Source organism: Scytonema sp. UIC 10036 (genome assembly GCF_009725235.1).
Genome location: NZ_WJFC01000052.1, coordinates 1 through 19,562, shown reverse-complemented (window position 1 = coordinate 19,562; position 19,562 = coordinate 1). Strand labels below are relative to the sequence as shown.

Below are 19,562 nucleotides of genomic sequence, written 5' to 3'. Positions count from 1 at the left end.
TGTAGATACTAGCAAGATCTGGGTAAATTTCAATTCTTCCGCAGTAAGTGTCTTTGGGTAGAGGATTGAAGTTGGAAGGCAGATTTATGCTGAGGAGCAGACAGTAGACGATGTGAGGTGGAGGATGGAGGGAAAAAGCGAAAAAAGCGATCGTCGCACACCATTGATTCTGGCTGGAATTTTTCTAGGTTTGGGTCTAAGTGGGTTCTTTGATGGCATAGTCCTGCATCAAATTCTCCAATGGCATCATATGTTAAGCAGTGTTAGACCGCCAACCACAATCTCTAATATAGATATAAACACGGTTTGGGATGGTTTGTTCCATGCTTTTGACTGGATAATGACCGTCATAGGAGTGATTTTGCTGTGGAGGGCTGGACAACGCGATGATGTTCCTTGGTCATTCAACCTTTACTTCGGCTCTATCTTCATTGGCGCTGGATTGTTCAACTTCGTTGAAGGTGTCATTGACCATCACATTCTTGGCATTCACCACGTGAAACCCGGACCACACCAACTAGCTTGGGATTTAGGATTTTTGGCATCCGGCGTACTGCTTGTCGTTCTTGGGTTAGTCATAATAAAAAGGACGGAAAGTTAGTAGCTCAGAACGAACTGTATATACCAGGACGTCTAAAAATGGGCAAGGGGAAATGGGCATTGAGCAATAAATTATTTCTTACTATGCTCAATGCTTTATCTTCAAGACAGACACCCACGATGAAAATAATTCTTTTCCTGGCGTTGCTGAATTTGGTAATGAATTATCGTTGTAGCAGGTTTTTCAATTTTCTACAAATCCTTGTAGAGACGCGATTAATCGCGTCTCTACATCAACGGGGATTTTGAAATTCATATCTTGATTCAGCAATGCCTTTTCCCATGCCCTATGCTTTATGCCCTATTTTTTATGACCTTAGATTCTTTTGAAAAAACAAGTTGGAATTGGCAGTTATCCCAATTGCAACAACAAGTTGGAGAATGGATAGAGTATCAGTTTTCTGGTTTCCAATTTAAACCGGAATTACCTAATGGATGGCAAATCAGCCCTTGGTTGTTTAACGTACTAAACTTCATATTTTGGCTGTTACTCAGCTTATTCTTACTATGGGTTGGTTGGCGGTTATGGCGATCGCTCAATCCGTATATTTATGCTTGGTTAGCTCATATCGGTCATTCAAATCATTCTAGTAGTAAAGGCAAAGAAAGCGAAGAGTCAGTGGCGAAATGGTTAGCGCGATCGCAAGATTTTTATCATCTGGGAGATTACAGAGAAGCTTGTCGCTGTTTATACTTTGCAATGTTACAGCATTTACACGAGCGCGGAGTTCTTCCCCACAAGCTCAGTCGTACAGACGGCGAGTATTTACAATTGCTACAAATGTCTGTAACTCCCGTACAACCATATGAAACTCTAATTACTACCCACGAGCAATTGTGTTTTAGCAATACCGATGTTAACTCTGAGAATTACGAACATTGTCAGCAAGCTTGTGAGGAGCTAATGGCTAATTGCTAACGGATAATGGCTAATAGCTAATGGCTAATTGCTAATTGCTAATTGCCCTCCAACAACTAACCGCTAACAACTAACCACTAACCACTAACCACTAACCACTAACCATTTATTATGAAACGCTCAAACCGTCTTGTTGTGATTGGAGCATTGGTATTAGGTGTACTTATATTACTAACTTTTATATCAGCTCCAACAACCAGTAAAAATCATAGTGGTTCTACTTACAGCCGTAATCCCGAAGGATATGGGGCTTGGTATGCTTACATGGAAAGTCGGGGAACTAGCATCCAACGCTGGCAAAAACCTTTTAACGATCTCAATGTAGAGAAACGTCGAGTCACTTTTGTACAAATAACAGGTTACCAAAGACAGCCTTTTTTATATGATGACGAGAAAGAATGGGTAGAAAAAGGGAATCGCTTAGTCGTTGTTGGAGTGCGCGAACCCGTAACAGCCGCAAAGTTTACCACAATGCAAGAATCCTCCGCAGGTGAAGTCAAGATTGATACACGACGACGACACCCATTTAAGACAGGAGAAAAAGTGAGTTTAGGCGATCGCTTTGGTGCAATTGTGTGGGAAGAAAACTACGGTAAAGGAACAGCAGTTTTTGTGATTCCTTCCTACTTAGGTGCTAATGCTTACCAAGACACTCCAGCAAATTTCCAATATTTGGCAGATTTAGTCAGTCAGAAAGGTAACTCATTATTAGTAGACGAGTACATTCACGGTTATAAAGAACCCAGCGTTAGGAAACAAGAAGGCAAAGGGGACATATGGAGTTACTTAGCGCAAACACCCTTAATGCCAGCGTTCCTCCAAGGAGGTGTACTGCTACTAGTACTGATTTGGGGACAAAACCGACGCTTTGGTAAACCCATCCCTCTAGAGACACCCGTTGTTGATAACAGTGAAGCGTATATTCAAGCGTTAGCAGGAGTTTTACAAAAAGCCGAATCTAGGGATTTTGTAGTAGAGATGGTTGGCAAAGAAGAACAACTGCAACTCCAAAAAGCTTTAGGCTTGGGACAGCAGTTACTCGATCGTCCAAATTTAGTTAATGCTTGGGTACAACAGACAGGTTTTGGAGCTACAGAATTAAATGAAGTGTTAAACTTACAATTACAAAAACGCCAATTGAGTGAAAAGGAACTAGTCAGTTGGCTGGAAAAATGGAGAATCATAAGGCAGAAGATACAACAATTCTAAATCATTTGTAAAAAAATTTGATTTCTGTGCGATCGCTCCTTATGAGATTTTATAAGAGGTTGTTTGAAAAGTGGTTATTTGTGATTTTAATCACATTATTACCCCCCTTAGTCCCCCCTTGGAAAGGGGGGAAACAAGGAAAATCTGGTTCCCGGACCAATCCATCGGTCTGAGTTAGGGAGGGGTAAAAAATATTTGATACATTGATCGTGACTTTTCAAACATCCTCTAAGAAAAACTGATAGAGAAATTCTATTTGATTTGTGACAATTGACTGTAGCCAGATCCCCGACTTCTTCAAGAAGTCGGGGATCTGACTTTTCACAAATAATTTAAGACTGCTATATAACTATACAGTAGGCAATTAACTCACTCCTAACGTATAACAAAAATCGGTATGCTTGTGTGAGATAAGCATTGTATCCGTTCTTCTCGAACAGATAATTATTCTATTTTGTTTAATTTTGTATCAATAAATGAATTCAACCAATCCTGTATTAAATCGCCTTAATCACGAACTGAATCAAGTTGTCGTCGGTCAATCTACTCTGATACAGCAGCTATTAGTAGCACTGCTAGCAGGTGGACACGTTATTTTGGAAGGAGTACCGGGAACTGGTAAAACTCTTTTGGTCAAAGTATTGGCACAGTTGATTCAAGCTGATTTTCGCCGCGTTCAACTTACGCCAGATGTCTTACCTTCAGATATCACTGGTACAAATATTTTTGATTTAACCACCCGCAACTTCAGTTTAAAAAAGGGACCAGTGTTTACAGAAGTATTGCTTGCAGACGAAATCAACCGTACTCCCCCAAAAACGCAAGCAGCGCTGTTGGAAGCAATGGAAGAGATGCAAGTCACGCTAGATGGTGAAAGTTTGCCTTTGCCAGATTTATTTTGGACGATCGCAACGCAAAATCCTCTAGAATTTGAAGGGACATATCCATTGCCAGAAGCCCAGTTAGATAGGTTTTTATTTAAATTGGTAGTCGATTACCCAGATCAAGCTGCAGAAAAGCAAATGTTACTCAATCGTCAAGCAGGATTTGCAGCGCGGCGATCTGATATTTCTCGTTTGCAACCAGTTGCAACCGTAGAGCAAATTTTGGAAGCACGACAAGCTGTTAGAGAAGTGAAAGTTTCTGAGGCGACTATCGATTATCTTTTGGCATTAGTGCGCTCATCGCGACAATATCCCGATTTAACATTAGGTGCATCACCTCGTGCTGCTGGTTCTTGGTTGCAAACATCCCAAGCAGCTGCCTATCTAGCAGGAAGAGATTTTGTCACTCCTGATGATGTAAAATCTGTTGCACCTCCTTTGCTGCGCCATCGTTTTATTCTTAAACCAGAAGCAATGTTAGATGGGGTACAAATTGATGCGGTTATTTCTTCAATTTTGAATAAGGTTCCAGTTCCAAGGTAAACAGTACTATCTAAGTTTTGCCATTAATTCTAACCGACAGATTGGCAAAACTAAATTGACCAATTTTGAATTATTAGTTCCAGAAATTTCTGAAAATCTTGCAGATTTCTTGTGAAAAGAATCCCGTTGAATTAGACTGTTTGCGGATAACGGCTAGTTTCTCCATAAAATCATCAAACGTTAGATCGTTAGCAAATATTCCAGCGTACTTCATTTGGAGTTTAGCTTCATGCGATCGCTCTTGGTAAATCTTGATATGATGACGAACAGACATTTTTCTCTCGTTATTTGACAAGAAAAATTATCTAAATAAACATTTATGGTACCCTCTAAACGAGTTTATTTCTTATTAATATTAGGAAGTTTTCTGGCACCAGCGATCGCCATCTTTCTTGGCATTTCAAACAGCATCTTGTTGACTTTGCTGTTTGATGTGGCGGTGCTGGCGTTGATGCTTGTCGATGGTTTGCTAGTACGACGCCATCGAGTGCAGGTAACGCGGGAGTTACCATCAAGATTGTCTATTGGGCGGGATAACCTAGTTTTACTCAAAGTCAGATCGGGAAAAGCCACAGCAATTCTTCAAATCCGCGACTTCTACCCAACTGAATTTGGGGTGTCTGTACCGCTCCTAAATGCTACCGTCCCCGGTAACAGCACTGAAGAACTCACTTACACGGTTCACCCAAGCCAACGTGGAGAGTTTCCTTGGGGGGATATCCAAGTTAGACAACTCGGTGCTTGGGGGTTAGCTTGGGATAATAGAAAGATTCTTCACAGTTTGAAAGTTAAAGTTTATCCCGATCTGGTGGGATTGCGATCGCTTTCCATTCGACTGACACTACAATCTTCTGGAGTCAACCGTCAATCCCGACAACTAGGTATTGGTACTGAGTTTGCCGAACTGCGTAACTACCGCATGGGGGATGATTTACGGTTTATTGATTGGAAAGCTACAGCCCGTCGCGTGGGTACTCATGGTAATACACCCCCTTTAGTTAGAGTTTTGGAACCAGAACAAGAACAAACTTTGCTCATTCTGCTTGACAGAGGACGGTTAATGACTGCACGAGTGCAAGGTTTACAAAGATTTGATTGGGGTTTAAATGCGACATTATCCCTAGCTTTGGCTGGATTGCAGCGAGGCGATCGTGTAGGCGTAGGGGTATTCGACCGTCAAATGCATTTGTGGATTCCCTCAGAAAGGGGTCAACATCACTTGAGCCATCTTATAGATCGCCTCACTCCCATTCAACCGGTATTACTAGAATCTGATTACGTAGGCGCAGTTACGAGTGTTGTGCAGCAGCAATCCCGGCGTTGTCTTGTGGTTGTTATTACCGATTTAGTGGATGTGACTGCTTCTGTCGAACTCCTTGCAGCACTTACCAGACTAGCACCTCGCTACCTACCCTTCTGTGTCACCCTACGCGATCCTCTTGTTGACCGTATAGCACATACACCAGAAAGTGAAGTCACGGCTGCTTATACCCGTGCTGTTGCCCTAGATTTATTGGCACAACGGCAAGTCGCATTTGCCCAACTCAAACAAAAAGGGGTCTTGGTACTGGATGCGCCTGCAAGTCAAATAAGTAACCAGTTAGTGGATAGATACTTGGGACTTAAAGCACGCAATTTACTGTGATTTTACATTCATAAAGTTTACGTGTGCTCTCGGTATTCTTTCCGAAACGGCGGAAAGTCCCAGTGTAGATACGGATAGATTGAATTTAATAAAACGTACTGAACTATCTACACTGGAGTCCTATGAAAAACCTTCTAGCACAACAAACCAAATTCAACACCCGCAACATTGTAAAGTTAGGCTTGATTTCGTTGGCGCTATCCCTTTCACTAGGAACAAATACTCAAGCACGCGCTGGAGAAGTTGAAGTTCTGTCAATTCCACCCCAAGAAGCGTTCTTTATTGAAGAAAAGACAGCAACAACTTCCGGTAACGATAATACGGCTTCACAAGGTGTCACCAAGTCCACCGATGAAACAACATTGCCCGGTAAGCCTTACGATGAGGAAAACTTGCAGAGTTTTGGAAATACAGCTAATTCCTCACCTGTAGTTCCTCAAGCTTCCAGTCAAGTCCAAATGTAGAATTTACATCTAGTAAAGAATGACTTGGCGATACTAGTCGCGAAGTTTGCTGCAACGGTTATGATGAATTATTGGTTATTTGAATTTTAATTGAATGCAGCAGCTTAGTATCGGCAATGTTGTCAATATTGGTTTTTATTTATACCGTTCTCACTTAAAACTGTATTTTAAATTAGCACTTACTGCACATTTATGGTTGTTAGTTCCCATTTATGGTTGGGCTAAATTTTATGCAATCGCTGGTTTAATATCTCGTTTAGCTTTTCAAGATTTAATCGGTCATCCAGAAACCATTCAAGCTGCCAAAAATCAAGTAAATCGCAATTTTTGGAAATTTTTATTAACAGTTATACTCGTTACTTTGACAGTTTTTTTACTGTTTTTCATATTTTACATATTATTTTCTCTAATTGGTGGAATCCTCTTTTTAATTATTTCTTTTATCATAGGCTCTTCGTTAACATTAATTTCCAATAATCCATATAGTAGTTTTTTATTTCTCATAATTCTAGTACCAATAGGTACGGTTATATACATTAGCCCTTTTTGGTTTTATACTTACTTTTTTGTAACTGAGCTACCTTTGGTTTTAGACAAGATAAACCCCTTTCAAACCATTAATAAAAGCTGGAATCTTACTAGAGGTCACATTAGACGCATTTTAGGAATTATTTTTATTTCTGTACTGATAACATTCCCTATACTTACGTTATCTTGGTTTGTTTGCAGTTTTTTGATAGCAGGAGTTTTAGGAATATTCTTTCAGTCTTTCTTAAGTAACCCTGATAATGATTCGCTTTTAGGCGTATTAGTTTTTTTTGTATTAAATACAGTGACAGGAATCTTGACGATGCCTTTTTGGCAGTCAGTCAAAGCCGTTGTTTACTACGATATTCGTTGTCGTAAAGAAGGTTTGGATTTGAAGATACTGAGCGATCGTAAATGATAGGTTAGATCCCAATACTGCTCAGTTAGGAATATTCGTAGGTTGGGTTGAGGCTTTGCGAAACCCAACATTCACAAGCATTTGTTAGGTTTGCCCAACCTACTGCTCAGTTAGGAATATTCGTAGGTTGGGTTGAGGCTTTGCGAAACCCAACATTTACAAGCATTTGTTAGGTTTGCCCAACCTACAAAAATTCTCAGCCCTTGCAGTATTGCCATGGTATTGCAGTTTCCAATTATAAGGAAATGAAGAACGTTTCCAATTATTCCGAATTATGTTACTTGAACCATAAATTGGCAAAATTGTAATTTAATGCTTCCACTTTGACTGTGCCAATTTATGCTTTCACTTAGGTGCTAAAATCTAGTAGCACCAAAACCTTGATTTTAGACTGTTTTCATTTTACAACTTCAGGCGCTGGTGAGATTGATTGACATAATTTTTGTTTATTTTGTGCCAAGATTTGTCGGCGTTTTTATACTTTGTGCAAATTTATAGTTCCACTCCTCATTAAAAAGTAGCGATCGCATAACCAAAAAATAGAGCTTTCAGACGTAGTTGTGCAAATTTATCCTTCCACCTTGTGCAAATTTATAGGTAAAGTAACAAATTAACCCAATCGGTGGGGTCAATGAAAAAACAGATGTTCGTGCCCCACTTCCAGCGTTTCCAATTATTCCGAATTAACCCAATCGGTGGGGGCGTTAAAGGCATGGGCAGGCGAGTACTATTACCGTATTGTTTCCAATTATTCCGAATTAACCCAATCGGTGGGGTTCGTCATCTGGGGTTAGGAGTTGGAAATATAAAACGTTTCCAATTATTCCGAATTAACCCAATCGGTGGGGAGCTCAAGGTGCTGATATGGGAGGTATTGTTCAAGTGTTTCCAATTATTCCGAATTAACCCAATCGGTGGGGGTGATAACTGTTAATTCTGCCAACATAATTTATCGTTTCCAATTATTCCGAATTAACCCAATCGGTGGGGAGTTCGTCTAGCAGCCCTTATCCAGTAAGGGTTCCAGGCTGCAAATCGACACACCTCTAAAAAACATTGTAAAACAATAGCGAAAATTTAGGAAAACACATACTTCAAATCCTTACACAGCAAGCAATCGACACACCTCAACGAAAAATATAGGGTTTCAGCGATTTGCCGGGGTGTGTAGATGAACTGGTAAAAGCTCCCTTTTAATTATAGGTAACTTGAGATTGTAAATCTGGGTAGGATGTTTTTTCATTCATACGGGTTTCAATATGTTTCAGGAAAACGCGCCTAGAAGATTGATTCAAATATATCCCTCCTGCAATACTGGTCGAATAAGAATTTTTTTAGGTTGGGTAAACCTGTGGGGAAACCCAACAAATGTCTGCAAATGTTGGGTTTCGTTCCTCAACCCAACCTCCGTTGAATTTGAGTTTTTAGCAAAACCTACGTAGTATTGATTGTTATTGTTTCCGCAAAATCTATGCATTATTGGGTTGAGGTTACGTCAATAAAATCAACGTGAAAGCAATTCTTCTCATTATAAACCCTTTTGCTGACGGCTGAAATAGACTACTAAACTCACAAATAATCCCATACCTACAATATACTTAAACGGATCTGTAACAGAAGGATTGGGAGAGAAAAATCCTTCAATGATACCAGCAATAACTAACATTGGTACAATACCAAAAACTAGCTGTACTGCCTTAGAACCATAAAACTTGAGTGCATCTATGCGGCGATATTTACCAGGAAATAAAATAGCTCTTCCTATTAAAAAACCTGCCCCACCTGCTAAAAAGATTGCAGGTAACTCTAAAGAGCCATGTGGCAAAACAAAAGCCCAAAATGGATATGCAAGATTATTTTGTCCCACAAGCGTAGCAATAGCACCGATTAACAAGCCATTAAACACCATCAAGTAAGCTGTATACAATCCAGCTGTCATCCCACCTGCAACAGCACCAAAAGATACCGATAGGTTATTGATTGTAATACCGCTTGAAGCCAAGGGTTCAATGCCAACTATCGATCCCATCCACAGTTTATGCTCGTCTCGCACCATTTTAATTAATCTCTCTGGCACTACACCAGACATAAAAGTTGGGTCTTGCCATGCATACCACCAAGCCACTAATGCTCCTAACATAAACATAGCAAAGGCTGCAGCAATGTAGGGAAATGTTTGCTGCACTACCGATGGTAGTCCCCAACGGTAAAATTGCACCACTGCTTGCCATTCCTGACGGCGCGAACCTTGATAAATTTGCGCGTAGCCTCTATTTGTTAATAGATGTAAATTTTGTAGTAGTGTGTTACCTAGCTGCTGGGTGCGAGCGCGTGCCAAATCTGCGGCAACCGAACGGTACAAACTTGCTAATTCTCTAATTTCACTAGATTTCAGCGATTTTAATCCCTTTTTCTCTACCTGCCTTAACAATACGTCCAAACGCTGCCAATTTGGTTCTCGTCGAGCAATCCAACGTTGAATATTCATAAAGTTTGGGAATACTAACAATTAATTAACTTAAGATAGCCAAGTTACTGCTCTACCTGATAAGAATCTTTGAAATCATGTCCCATAATCCCGGTTCTCCCAGCCCCATACAGCCTCTCAGCCTTGGTAATGTTGTCAGTGCAGGGCTGAAATTATATAGTTCTCATCTTAAGTCTTATCTTAAGCTTGCATCTGTTGCTTATTTATGGATATTTGTACCTGTCTACGGTTGGGCTAAGTGTTCGGCAACTTTGGCTTTAATATCTCGTTTGGCATTTGGTGAATTAGTCAGTCAACCAGAAAGCGTTGAAAGTGGTCGTCGTTTTGTCAATACCAGGCTGTGGCAATTTTTAGTTATGGGCTTATTAATGTTAGCAATTAGTATGGGGTTTACTATAGTTATAATGATACCTTTTGGTATTTTGGCTGTAATTTTAGCTGGGATCTTTGTTGCAAGTCAGACAAGTGGTGCAACTGTTAATCCTATAATTGTCTTGACACTTGTGTTATTAATACTTCTTTTGATACCAATTTTTATAGTAGCTCTATTATGGGTACAAGCGCGGTTTTGCCTTGTCGAAATTCCACTTGCTGTTGAAGATAATGTTGATGGAACTTCAACTATTGGTCGGAGTTGGGAATTAACAAAAGGACACGTGTGGCGAATTGCGGCAATTTTATTTGTCGCCTATTTGATTACCTTTCCCATACAACTTCCATTTACGTTTGTCAGTACTATTCTTCAGGGAATAGTAGAAACTGTAGCTCAAGATCGACCGGGCTACGCCATACTCTTATCTCTAGCACGTTTAGTTATTATTTTGATAGGTGGTGCATTGGTAGTCCCATTTTGGCAGTCAATTAAAGCAGTTATTTACTACGACTTGCGAAGCCGACGCGAGGGCTTAGGCTTACGAATACGGGACAACAGTGACAAATGACAAATGACAAATGACCAATAACTTATGCATATATTTAATCGTGTAAAATTTCGGACACCAGAAAGTGTAGAACTAGAATTTACTCTGGCTGGGATCGGCAATCGTGCTTGGGCGTTACTAATTGACTATCACGTTTTAGCTGCAATTATGGTGGCGTTGCTGATTGCATGGACAACAGTTGCTGTCCAATTGAATGAGCTATGGACATCTATTTTTGGTAGCAAAGCCGCTCTCTGGTTGATTGCGATCGCATCCTTTGTTGGCTTTACGATTTATGAGGGATACTTTGTTATTTTTGAAACGCTTTGGCAAGGTCAAACTCCTGGTAAACGAGTTGCTAAGATTCGCGTTGTTCGAGATGATGGTAGACCTGTAGGGTTGCCACAAACAACATTACGCGCTTTGCTAAGACCATTTGACGAGTTTTTATTTATTGGTGCTTTTCTGATTATGTTTGCTCGACGTGAAAAGCGTTTGGGCGATCTAGTAGCTGGCACAATTGTGATTCAAAATCAAATTGTAAATACATCGAGAACTTTTACCATATCAGAACAGGCGAAGCAAGAGGCAGATAAATTGCTACAAATTGCCGATTTATCTGTCATGTTACCAGATGATTTTGCTGTGATTAAAGAATATTTACACAGACGAGGTGGTATGACTGCAAAAGCAAGAGCTTCAGTAGCTTTGCGACTGGCTAAAGATGTTCAAGAGATTCTTCATTTGGAAATTCTACCAGAAAGCACTACCCCTGATGTTTTTTTGGAAGCAATTTACGTTGCTTATCAAGATATGGTTAGTGGTTAGTTGTTAGTTGTTAGTTGTTAGTTGTTAGTTGTTTAGTTGTTAGTTGTTAGTTGTTAGTTGTTAGTGGTTAGTTGTTAGTTGTTAGTGTGTTAGTTGTTAGTTGTTAGTGGTTAGTTGTTAGTTGTTAGTGGTTAGTTGTTAGTTGTTAGTTGTTAGTGGTTAGTGGTTAGTTGTTAGTTGTTAGTTGTTAGTTGTTAATGCAAATGACAATGACAAATGACCAATGACAAATGACCAATGACAAATGACCAATGACAAATGACAAATGACCAATGACCAATGACAAATGACAAATGACAAATGACAAATGACAAATGACAAATGACAAATGACAAATGACAATGACAAATGACAACTAACATTCCCAAGCAAGTGTAATTAAAGCATTGACAATCGCAGCAGCAACAGGAGAACCACCTTTACGCCCTTCAACTCGAATTTGATGCACGAGAGTGTTTGCTAGTGCTGCTTTTGACTCTATAACCGAAATAAAACCTACAGGAGCACCAATAACTAAAGCAGGAAGTCGCGCTGAAGGTATTGTCAATTGTTGACAAAGGGCAAGTAAAGCTGTAGGAGCATTGCCAATGGCAAAAATTGCTTCTGGGAATTCCTCATAGCATTGCAATAAACCAGTTTCGGTGCGTGTTTTTCCTGGAAGTGGAGTTTGGGCAATTTCCACAGCACTAATTAAAGGATTTCCAAAGGTTTGGGCTACTAACCCTGCAACTCCTTGCTTGACCATACTTACATCAGTAACGATTGGGACACCGCGATGTAGAGCTTCAATTCCTGCTTCGATCGCTTGTTCGGAAAAATGTATGAGGTGCTTGAACTCAAAATCAGCGGTGCTGTGAATAACCCGACGAACGATCGCGTACTCAGCACTGCTGAAATTATGGTCGCCGATTTCGCTGTCAATGACTGCGAAACTCTGTTCCATAATCGGATGAACGGGCAAATTCATTTTAGAACTGGGTTAGTGGTTGGTGGTTAGTGGTTAGTGGTTAGTGGTTAGTGGTTAGTGGTTAGTGGTTAGTAGTTAGTAGCTACCAACAACTATCAACTAACCACTATCTACTAACCACTATCAACTATCAACTAACTCACCCAAAATTAAATATTGGCCAATCTGCTTCCCGATAGTAGCGGGTCATATCGTCAAATTTCCGTAACTCAGCGCGGTGTATGAGAAATGCAGGTGCATTTTCTATCCACTGCTGATTGAGGTTATCAAACAGCTCAGCTAAGTTATCGCGGTCTATATTGGGGGCAATTTCCCCGAAGTATCCTAGGGTAACGTGTGCTGTTAAGTGATAATGTTGTTCAATCCCTAATGGTAAAAGATTGGAGTTTTGATAAATTGTGCGACGAAAGTTAATAATTTGTTCGTAGGAATACTTATCCTGAGGTACTAAACATACACCTATGGCTCTTGGCATAACTGTTAGCCCTTGCATTTGCCAGCGTATCGGTTGAGTAGGGGGTGCTATTGATTGCTGGTACTGCTGGAAAATTTCCGCAAAGAGCGATCGCAACTGCTCGTCGAACTTTGGATTCTTTTCACAGGCGTCTCGGTAAGCACTATCCCAAATCAAATCTGCCAATGTCAAATGAAAGCTAGCAGGAGGGACTGGTACAATGACTTCCAAGTTGTTCACAGGTAACTTTAAAAGTTCCTCTTGGTAGTTTTGTAAATATTTGTAGAAATTTGTGTTTTCTGAGTCCTCTTCGTGGGGAGGGGTAATAACTGTATAACCGGGAAAAGGAACTGCTTGTCTTCCTCCAGTCGCCAGCGGCTGAAATTTGGAAGATTCCTGAATATGCTGGATTTGTGTTCTGTAGGCTTCTAACAGCGTCATCCGCGCTACTCTATTTAGGTAAGTTTGATAGTTGTCGTCCAACCTATATATCCTCGCTCTCTCACGCTTATTGATTGTAGGCAACACCAGTCAACTTCACTACTTGATTTAAGAAGTATTTAGTTTTTGATATGCCAATCCATGTTTTTTGGGGAGAGGATGATTTTGCCATCGAAAAGGAAGTTTCTCTCCTGCGCGATCGCTGTCTCGATCCATTATGGGCTAGTTTTAACTACACTGTAGTGTCACCTGATGACACAGATGCTCCAATCCAAGCGTTAAACCTGGTCATGACACCTCCGTTTGGTGCAGGTGGACGTTTGGTGTGGCTTCCAAATAGTACCATTTGCCAGCAATGCCCGGAAAGTTTGCTCTCTGAATTGGAAAGAACTTTGCCTGTCATTGCGCCTAACTCCTACTTATTGCTAACAAGCAGCAACAAGCCTGATGAACGTCTCAAGTCAACCAAACTCCTGAAAAAGTTTGCTGAGTTTCGAGAATTTTCTCTGACGCCACCTTGGAAAACGGAAGTCCTCATAAAGTCTGCCAAGCAAGCCGCCCAAACTGTAGGTGTCAAATTGACTATTGAGGGTGTGGAGATGTTAGTGGAAGCTGTGGGAAATGATACACGCTTACTATATAACGAACTCGAAAAGCTACGGCTTTACGCTGAAGGTAGCACTCAGCCTTTAGATACAGACGTTGTAGCTCAGTTAGTTAGAAATACGACTCAAAGTAGCATAAAATTAGCAGAGGCAATAAGAACAGGAGATACAGTTCGAGCTTTGATAATGTTGACAGACTTAATCAATGCTTGTGAGCCTCCGTTGCGGATAGTGGCTACCCTAGTCGGTCAGTTTCGCACGTGGTTGTGGGTTAAACTGATGATGGAAAGTGGAGAACGCAACATACAAGCGATCGCAAAGGCTGCAGAAATCGCTAATTTTAATCGGGTTTATATTTTGCAGAAAGACGTTAAGTTTATTTCTGTGAAGCAACTCGTCGCCTGTTTACCTTTACTACTGGATTTAGAAGTCAGCCTCAAACAGGGAAACTCAGAAACATCAGTACTGCAAACTAAAGTCATAGAACTTTGTCAAGTCTGTCGGGGAAAATAACATTAGAAATAAGAGTTAGCACAGAAGAGTATACCGTTTGTGGAACTTCTGCCTCACAAAATAATTCAGAGTAAATTAAGATATCCCTGCTGTAGTTGTTTTGTATAAAGCTGATGAAGAAAATTTCCCATCGATTCCTCCGACTGAATCTCATTCGGATACTCTCCCAGTCTGTGTTTGTGGGCGTTATTGCCACTACCAGTTTAGTTTCTAGTGTTTGGCTCATAAACTCAAACGCTTATGCTCAAAATCCACCAACAGTCAGTTCCAATGAAATCATCAGTTATGCTAAAACAATGTTAACGATGGAACCATTGCGCCAACAGGCTTTTGATGAAATCAAAAAGATGATTGGTAGCAAAGAAGTTCCGCAAATAGTTTGCAACGATAAAAACAGTTTTAATAGTTTGCCAAACAAAGCTAAAGATATTGCAGTTAATTATTGCCAGCGTTATCAAAAAGTTGTTGAAGATAATGGAATGACCATTGAGAGATTCAATAGAATTACTTTAGAAGTTCAAAATAGTGAGGACTTAAAACGGCAAATATATAATACATTACTCCGCTTACAAAAGAATCCAGAATCATAAAAAATTGAGTTTTTAATAGTTGACCCAACAAATTATTAGACTCGACTTGACAAGCTACAATCGTACTTTATCGAGAGAGTCACTTGCAGACAACTCCCTATTTGAACATAGAGGTAAAAAGTCAAAAGTCGTTTCAGGTTTGACTTTTGACTGAGTATGAAAGATATCCCGTTTCTGTAGTAGACCCTTGTAAAATAACCCAATGACTAAAATCGTAAAACTACAAAGACACCATTCACCTAAATTGTTCGTAAATAAGAACTACAAACAAGAAAGCAACAGACGTGTAAATCTAGACTTTAGCCTCAAAGGGTAAGATGATTTTTACAAGTATCTAAGTTTACAGGATAAAGGATGACAGTGTGTGAGGGTAGTACCCTTACGGGTACTGTTTGATTTGAACTTTTGCTACAAATATTATCCTCTCAACTAAATGAACTGGTCATTGGTCACTAGTCATTGGTCACTGTTCACTGTTATGTCGTTTAGCATGAATATTTTTCATATGTTTTTTAACAGTATTAACAGTGATGTAAAGCTGATTAGCAATCTCTTTGTAGCTAAATTTAGCACGATAAAGACACCAAATTTCAGCTTCTCGTGGTGTTAAGTCATATTTTTGAATCTCCGTGAGAGCAATATTCTTTAGAGATTCGTATCTATTTTCAAGAGTGACTAAAAAACAAGAATGATGTAATTTGTCTACATTTAACCATCTGACCCGTACTCTAAAAACAGTAGCTTTATCTAAAGCTATTTCATTAGATAAAACGATAGATTCTTCTGGAAAGAAATTTTTATTTTCTAGTAGCGAGCGGCAAAGATTCCAGATAGCATTTGGTACAACACCAGAGCGCTCTCTGTCTTGATTTAACTGAGCCAGGATATGATGAGCAGATGTATTAGCGTGAACCAGTTCGCCTGTTTTTGTTAAAATCAAAATACCATCCTGTAAACTTTCAATCACTTCTTGCAGAAAAGAAGCTGCTTGTACGTCATAATATGGAGTCTCTTGTGGTTGTTGAGTTTGAACTGCTGTTGTTGTAAATGTCTTTGTTATAGTTATCATATGAGGTGGCTCTGCTTGCTCAACACTATTGATTTAGTAGTTTCATTTAAATTAAGATATGCACCCTGACCTGTACTTACTTACCTCTGAGTCATCACAATAGAACGTAAAATAAGTGTATTAGCTCTTACACAGTATTTTGCGCTCCCAAGTTTTCAAAGATTTATGAAGTTTCTAATTAAGACTAATTTAAATACAACTTTAAGATCGCCTATTTCGGATGTACGTAAGTAGTTGTTATGAACTGCGTATATCAGCAGCGAAAAAAAGCATTGGGCATTGAGTACAAACAATGCCCAACGCCGCAATGACAATAACAAGCTGCCTAAAACTTCAAACTCCAAGCAGCAAAAGCCAAAGCACCCCAACCGGCAATTAAAGCAGCCCCTCCCAGAGGTGTAATTGCTCCTAAAGACTTCACTCCACTTAAACTCAGGGCATACAAGCTACCTGAGAAAATGGCAATACCAATAATAAACAACCATCCACTCGCTAAAAGAGTAGGTGATGGGGAGTCAGTGCGAGTCAGTAACAGCGCCACTACCAATAGTGCAAAAGCATGGTACATTTGGTAGCGAGCACCAATTTCAAAGATTTCTAGCGATCGCTCGCTAATTTTCTCCCGCAGTGCATGAGAGGCAAAAGCACCTGAAGCTACTGACAAACCTCCCAATACAGCTGCCAAGCTCAAAAAAAGTCGTGTCATACCAAAGATAAAGTGTAAACTATAGGGGTGAGGTCAAGAGCCGACGCATAACAATTTCATCTTCGATCCTTTACCCTTCACACTTTCTAAAGGTCAAAGTGGTACGAAATTCCTCCATCTTCACTCACCTTAAAACTAGCATTAAATATTTTTGCTTGCTCGTCTAAATATTTTCTAGCAGTCGCTGGAGTAAGTTGTGATTGCATGGCAAAGCTTAGAAGTGTAATGCGTCCGCCATTGTCTTGGAGCATCCGGTAAAAAGTAGATTGCATTTCCTCACTAGCCTGCTGCTTGAGGGCTTTTTTATCCTGCTGACTTTGACGGAACAATCCCATTGCCAACCATACTCCCAGTACTGAGGTAGGAACACCAAAAACTAGTCCGTGCAAGACAGTATTATCCAGTACATATATAGCTTCTTTGTTGAGAAATTCTTCTGGCTCCCCATACAAACTTGGCGGAAATTGCTTGTACATGGTACTCTTCTGCATAGCTGCAGATGCTGAGAGCGTTAAAAACATAAAGCCCAGTGAGAGTAGCCAACCCGCCGCCAATTTTTCAGCAGTCTTCATAAGATCGTTGTATCTCTAAATTTAAACCTTGCTTGTGATTTTAACCTCACTTTTGGTTAGTGGTTAGTGGTTGGTGGTGAATAGAACAACTAACAACCAACAACTAACAACCAACCACCAACCACTAACTCTGACGATATGCTTCTAGCAAGCGGGAGAAGTAAAAGCTAGTTTTGGTCATGGATTGACGTTGCACTGAAAATCCGTTACTTTCCAAAATCTTTACTACGTCTGCCTCTCGGTGTAAATACGCACGAGTTGCTTTACTAGGACCGGGAAAGAAACTGCCGATTTTCTTCAAGATACTGAGGGCAAAAGTTTTTGGTGCAAAACTGAGAATGACTCGCGACTGCGATAGAGAGCAAAGGTGAGAAATCATCTCTGCTGCTTTATCTTGGGGATAGTGGATGAGAACATCCAGGCAGATAACAGTATGGTAGCTACCGCTTAAGGTTTCTAAATCCTGCACGGTAAATGTGGGGTTTCCACTCTGTCCCAAGGTATTTAAAGCCCGTTCCTTGGCTTCTTCTACCATTTTGTCAGAAATATCACTGGCGTAGACCTTTGCTCCTGCTTGTGCTAGAGGAATGCTAAGACTACCTACACCACATCCAGCATCGCAGATGGACATTCCTGCTAAGTTATTATCTGCTGTCAACCAGGATATAACTGTATCAACAGTTTGTTGATGACCGTTACGGATATCTAGCTGAACTTTGTTGACTTCGCCATCACCGTAAATACGTCTCCAACGGTCAAAGCCTGTGGAGTTGAAATAGTCTTTAACAATGGTTTTATCGTCAGTTACGTTCATGAAATTTGATTTTCAAGGTTTCCCAATGGATAATGATCTCATGCCTTGGTTGGCAGCGGCTATGGCAACATTCTTTGCCAGAATAGTTCTTTTGTGGATTCTTTTAAGTGCCAGCGCAACAGTTGAGCCGCAGGAACGTTAGAGATTATGGCAGATAAGCCAAGCGCACTTCTTGGTGCAACAGTCGCCAGTGCGATCGCTTTATCCACATCACATATTTCCCACTTCACTAAGTTTTGCACACCTGCAAGCAGAGGAAGAGTTGTTCCTGATAAAGTTCCATCAAAAAGACGTGCTGTTCCCTGTTTCACTTCTATTTGGCGATTATCCCAAGGATATACCCCTTCTGCTAGTCCCAAAGGAGCAAGAGCATCGCTGACAAGGAAAAGCCCATCCCACAAGTTTTCGTGCATCTTCTGACTGGTACGGGCAATGCTAGCACGAAGTAAAATTTGTAACATAATTGGGGAAACGTGCTGACCATCAGCAATAAAACCACACGCAACATTGGGGTTTACAATTGCTGCACCTAATAATCCAGGTTCGCGATGGTGTAATGGAGGCATGACATTAAAAGCATGAGTCACCATTGTTGCGCCTAACTCAAAAGCATTTTGTGCTTGGGCTGCTGTAGCTTGAGAATGCCCGAGGCTAACGGTAATACCCAAAGAACGTAAAAATGGAATGACTTCACCTTTAGGATCTAACTCTGGTGCTAGGGTGATGACTTTCACAAGGTGAGCGCGATCGCCCAAAACCCGTTTGACTTCTTCTAGAGTTAGTGGTAAAAGATACTCGGCTGGGTGTGCGCCACGCTTGCCATAGTTCAAAAATGGTCCTTCTAAATGCACGCCAAGAATTTTTGCACCCACTTCTTGGTTCGCCATATACTTAGCAAAGACGGCAAGCGATCGCTGAACGTTTTCTACTGAAGTTGTCACAAGAGTCGGTAGAAAAGCATCTATTCCCAAACTCCACAAAAATTTACAAATATCTGTCAGTCGGGGAGCATTTTCTATTGAGAGGTCATTAAAAGCCAATCCCAAAGCGCCGTTAATTTGTAAATCAACACCTCCTAAGGAAATCCAGTCGCCAGCAACATCCAAAACTTGCAAATTTTCTGGCGGAACTCGTTCAAGAACTTGAGACATTGGTAAAATCTGCTCAACCATACCTTGATGATTCACCAAGAGCATTTGTAACTCTTCGTATCCAGCTACCCTAGCGTTAATAATGTCTATCGGAGTAGCAAGAGGGCGATGCTTTGCTTCAGTCATAAGATTTTGGATTTGGGATTTGGGATTTGGGATTTTGGATTTAGGATTTTGGATTTTGGATTTTGGATTTTGTATTTTGGATTTAGTATTGAGTTATAAGTATATATT

Annotated in this window: 20 protein-coding genes and 1 CRISPR repeat array; of the genes, 11 read left to right on the top strand and 9 right to left on the bottom strand. The window is 40.4% G+C overall.

What is annotated here, in order from left to right; translation table 11 throughout:
- The first annotated feature begins 124 nt into the window (after nt 1–124).
- From F7734_RS23920 to F7734_RS23905, 4 genes are all read left to right on the top strand, one after another.
- Nucleotides 125–601, top strand: a complete 477-nt coding sequence (locus tag F7734_RS23920; protein WP_155746987.1) for a DUF2243 domain-containing protein — start codon at nt 125–127, stop codon at nt 599–601.
- 309 nt (nt 602–910) lie between these two features.
- Nucleotides 911–1,519, top strand: coding sequence for a DUF4129 domain-containing protein (locus F7734_RS23915; protein ID WP_155746986.1), 609 nt, complete (start codon nt 911–913; stop codon nt 1,517–1,519).
- A 111-nt stretch (nt 1,520–1,630) separates the two neighbouring features.
- On the top strand, nt 1,631–2,728 hold the full coding sequence (locus tag F7734_RS23910; protein ID WP_155746985.1) for a DUF4350 domain-containing protein: 1,098 nt from the start codon (nt 1,631–1,633) through the stop codon (nt 2,726–2,728).
- Between the two features lie 476 nt (nt 2,729–3,204).
- Nucleotides 3,205–4,155 (top strand): MoxR family ATPase, encoded by a 951-nt coding sequence (locus F7734_RS23905; protein ID WP_155746984.1) that lies wholly within the window; start codon nt 3,205–3,207, stop codon nt 4,153–4,155.
- Nucleotides 4,156–4,228: 73 nt separating this feature from the next.
- Here the strand turns inward: F7734_RS23905 and F7734_RS23900 are convergent, their stop codons facing one another.
- The gene (locus F7734_RS23900; protein WP_155746983.1) at nt 4,229–4,429 is read right to left on the bottom strand and encodes a hypothetical protein; all 201 of its coding nucleotides are present in this window, start codon (nt 4,427–4,429) and stop codon (nt 4,229–4,231) included.
- Nucleotides 4,430–4,474: 45 nt separating this feature from the next.
- Here F7734_RS23900 and F7734_RS23895 point away from each other — a divergent pair, with 45 nt between their 5' ends.
- The 3 genes from F7734_RS23895 (at nt 4,475) to F7734_RS23885 (ending at nt 7,210) form a co-directional block, all read left to right on the top strand.
- Entirely contained in the window at nt 4,475–5,800 is a 1,326-nt protein-coding gene (locus F7734_RS23895; RefSeq protein ID WP_155746982.1) for a DUF58 domain-containing protein, read from the top strand.
- A gap of 122 nt (nt 5,801–5,922) precedes the next feature.
- Nucleotides 5,923–6,264: a hypothetical protein gene (locus F7734_RS23890; protein ID WP_155746981.1), complete on the top strand. Its 342-nt coding sequence runs from the start codon at nt 5,923–5,925 to the stop codon at nt 6,262–6,264.
- A 94-nt stretch (nt 6,265–6,358) separates the two neighbouring features.
- Nucleotides 6,359–7,210: a hypothetical protein gene (locus F7734_RS23885; protein ID WP_155746980.1), complete on the top strand. Its 852-nt coding sequence runs from the start codon at nt 6,359–6,361 to the stop codon at nt 7,208–7,210.
- 592 nt (nt 7,211–7,802) lie between these two features.
- Nucleotides 7,803–8,200: a CRISPR direct-repeat array (repeat unit 36 nt; unit sequence GTTTCCAATTATTCCGAATTAACCCAATCGGTGGGG).
- Between the two features lie 538 nt (nt 8,201–8,738).
- Here F7734_RS23885 and F7734_RS23880 read toward each other — a convergent pair.
- Nucleotides 8,739–9,698, bottom strand: a complete 960-nt coding sequence (locus F7734_RS23880) for a stage II sporulation protein M (protein WP_155746979.1) — start codon at nt 9,696–9,698, stop codon at nt 8,739–8,741.
- A 77-nt stretch (nt 9,699–9,775) separates the two neighbouring features.
- On the opposite strand from F7734_RS23880, the gene F7734_RS23875 reads away from it, so the two are divergent.
- Nucleotides 9,776–10,639 (top strand): glycerophosphoryl diester phosphodiesterase membrane domain-containing protein, encoded by an 864-nt coding sequence (locus F7734_RS23875; RefSeq protein ID WP_155746978.1) that lies wholly within the window; start codon nt 9,776–9,778, stop codon nt 10,637–10,639.
- Nucleotides 10,640–10,663: 24 nt separating this feature from the next.
- The gene (locus F7734_RS23870) at nt 10,664–11,446 is read left to right on the top strand and encodes an RDD family protein (protein WP_155746977.1); all 783 of its coding nucleotides are present in this window, start codon (nt 10,664–10,666) and stop codon (nt 11,444–11,446) included.
- A 355-nt stretch (nt 11,447–11,801) separates the two neighbouring features.
- Here F7734_RS23870 and F7734_RS23865 read toward each other — a convergent pair whose 3' ends face one another.
- Entirely contained in the window at nt 11,802–12,413 is a 612-nt protein-coding gene (locus F7734_RS23865; protein WP_155746976.1) for a cobalt-precorrin-8X methylmutase, read from the bottom strand.
- 139 nt (nt 12,414–12,552) lie between these two features.
- Nucleotides 12,553–13,350, bottom strand: a complete 798-nt coding sequence (locus F7734_RS23860; protein ID WP_155746975.1) for a DUF1868 domain-containing protein — start codon at nt 13,348–13,350, stop codon at nt 12,553–12,555.
- Nucleotides 13,351–13,439: 89 nt separating this feature from the next.
- Here F7734_RS23860 and holA point away from each other — a divergent pair, with 89 nt between their 5' ends.
- Both holA and F7734_RS23850 read left to right on the top strand, forming a co-directional pair.
- Nucleotides 13,440–14,426, top strand: a complete 987-nt coding sequence (gene holA, locus F7734_RS23855) for a DNA polymerase III subunit delta (protein ID WP_155746974.1) — start codon at nt 13,440–13,442, stop codon at nt 14,424–14,426.
- A 113-nt stretch (nt 14,427–14,539) separates the two neighbouring features.
- Complete coding sequence (locus tag F7734_RS23850) at nt 14,540–15,016, top strand: DUF4168 domain-containing protein (protein ID WP_155746973.1); 477 nt, start codon at nt 14,540–14,542, stop codon at nt 15,014–15,016.
- Between the two features lie 463 nt (nt 15,017–15,479).
- Here F7734_RS23850 and F7734_RS23845 read toward each other — a convergent pair whose 3' ends face one another.
- The 5 genes from F7734_RS23845 to nagA form a co-directional block, all read right to left on the bottom strand.
- Nucleotides 15,480–16,085: a helix-turn-helix transcriptional regulator gene (locus F7734_RS23845; RefSeq protein ID WP_155746972.1), complete on the bottom strand. Its 606-nt coding sequence runs from the start codon at nt 16,083–16,085 to the stop codon at nt 15,480–15,482.
- Between the two features lie 325 nt (nt 16,086–16,410).
- Complete coding sequence (locus tag F7734_RS23840; protein WP_155746971.1) at nt 16,411–16,791, bottom strand: DUF423 domain-containing protein; 381 nt, start codon at nt 16,789–16,791, stop codon at nt 16,411–16,413.
- Between the two features lie 86 nt (nt 16,792–16,877).
- On the bottom strand, nt 16,878–17,363 hold the full coding sequence (locus tag F7734_RS23835; RefSeq protein WP_155746970.1) for a hypothetical protein: 486 nt from the start codon (nt 17,361–17,363) through the stop codon (nt 16,878–16,880).
- A gap of 124 nt (nt 17,364–17,487) precedes the next feature.
- Nucleotides 17,488–18,177 (bottom strand): magnesium protoporphyrin IX methyltransferase, encoded by a 690-nt coding sequence (gene bchM, locus F7734_RS23830; RefSeq protein ID WP_155746969.1) that lies wholly within the window; start codon nt 18,175–18,177, stop codon nt 17,488–17,490.
- A gap of 59 nt (nt 18,178–18,236) precedes the next feature.
- Entirely contained in the window at nt 18,237–19,454 is a 1,218-nt protein-coding gene (nagA, locus tag F7734_RS23825) for an N-acetylglucosamine-6-phosphate deacetylase (RefSeq protein ID WP_155746968.1), read from the bottom strand.
- Nucleotides 19,455–19,562: the final 108 nt, after the last annotated feature.

Bases quoted from the DNA above. Each gene is read 5' to 3' on its own strand.
- F7734_RS23920 (WP_155746987.1), top strand. From the start codon at position 125: ATGGAGGGAAAAAGCGAAAAAAGCGATCGTCGCACACCATTGATTCTG.
- F7734_RS23915 (WP_155746986.1), top strand. From the start codon at position 911: ATGACCTTAGATTCTTTTGAAAAAACAAGTTGGAATTGGCAGTTATCC.
- F7734_RS23910 (WP_155746985.1), top strand. From the start codon at position 1,631: ATGAAACGCTCAAACCGTCTTGTTGTGATTGGAGCATTGGTATTAGGT.
- F7734_RS23905 (WP_155746984.1), top strand. From the start codon at position 3,205: ATGAATTCAACCAATCCTGTATTAAATCGCCTTAATCACGAACTGAAT.
- F7734_RS23900 (WP_155746983.1), bottom strand. From the start codon at position 4,429: ATGTCTGTTCGTCATCATATCAAGATTTACCAAGAGCGATCGCATGAA.
- F7734_RS23895 (WP_155746982.1), top strand. From the start codon at position 4,475: ATGGTACCCTCTAAACGAGTTTATTTCTTATTAATATTAGGAAGTTTT.
- F7734_RS23890 (WP_155746981.1), top strand. From the start codon at position 5,923: ATGAAAAACCTTCTAGCACAACAAACCAAATTCAACACCCGCAACATT.
- F7734_RS23885 (WP_155746980.1), top strand. From the start codon at position 6,359: ATGCAGCAGCTTAGTATCGGCAATGTTGTCAATATTGGTTTTTATTTA.
- F7734_RS23880 (WP_155746979.1), bottom strand. From the start codon at position 9,698: ATGAATATTCAACGTTGGATTGCTCGACGAGAACCAAATTGGCAGCGT.
- F7734_RS23875 (WP_155746978.1), top strand. From the start codon at position 9,776: ATGTCCCATAATCCCGGTTCTCCCAGCCCCATACAGCCTCTCAGCCTT.
- F7734_RS23870 (WP_155746977.1), top strand. From the start codon at position 10,664: ATGCATATATTTAATCGTGTAAAATTTCGGACACCAGAAAGTGTAGAA.
- F7734_RS23865 (WP_155746976.1), bottom strand. From the start codon at position 12,413: ATGAATTTGCCCGTTCATCCGATTATGGAACAGAGTTTCGCAGTCATT.
- holA (WP_155746974.1), top strand. From the start codon at position 13,440: ATGCCAATCCATGTTTTTTGGGGAGAGGATGATTTTGCCATCGAAAAG.
- F7734_RS23850 (WP_155746973.1), top strand. From the start codon at position 14,540: ATGAAGAAAATTTCCCATCGATTCCTCCGACTGAATCTCATTCGGATA.
- F7734_RS23845 (WP_155746972.1), bottom strand. From the start codon at position 16,085: ATGATAACTATAACAAAGACATTTACAACAACAGCAGTTCAAACTCAA.
- F7734_RS23840 (WP_155746971.1), bottom strand. From the start codon at position 16,791: ATGACACGACTTTTTTTGAGCTTGGCAGCTGTATTGGGAGGTTTGTCA.
- F7734_RS23835 (WP_155746970.1), bottom strand. From the start codon at position 17,363: ATGAAGACTGCTGAAAAATTGGCGGCGGGTTGGCTACTCTCACTGGGC.
- bchM (WP_155746969.1), bottom strand. From the start codon at position 18,177: ATGAACGTAACTGACGATAAAACCATTGTTAAAGACTATTTCAACTCC.
- nagA (WP_155746968.1), bottom strand. From the start codon at position 19,454: ATGACTGAAGCAAAGCATCGCCCTCTTGCTACTCCGATAGACATTATT.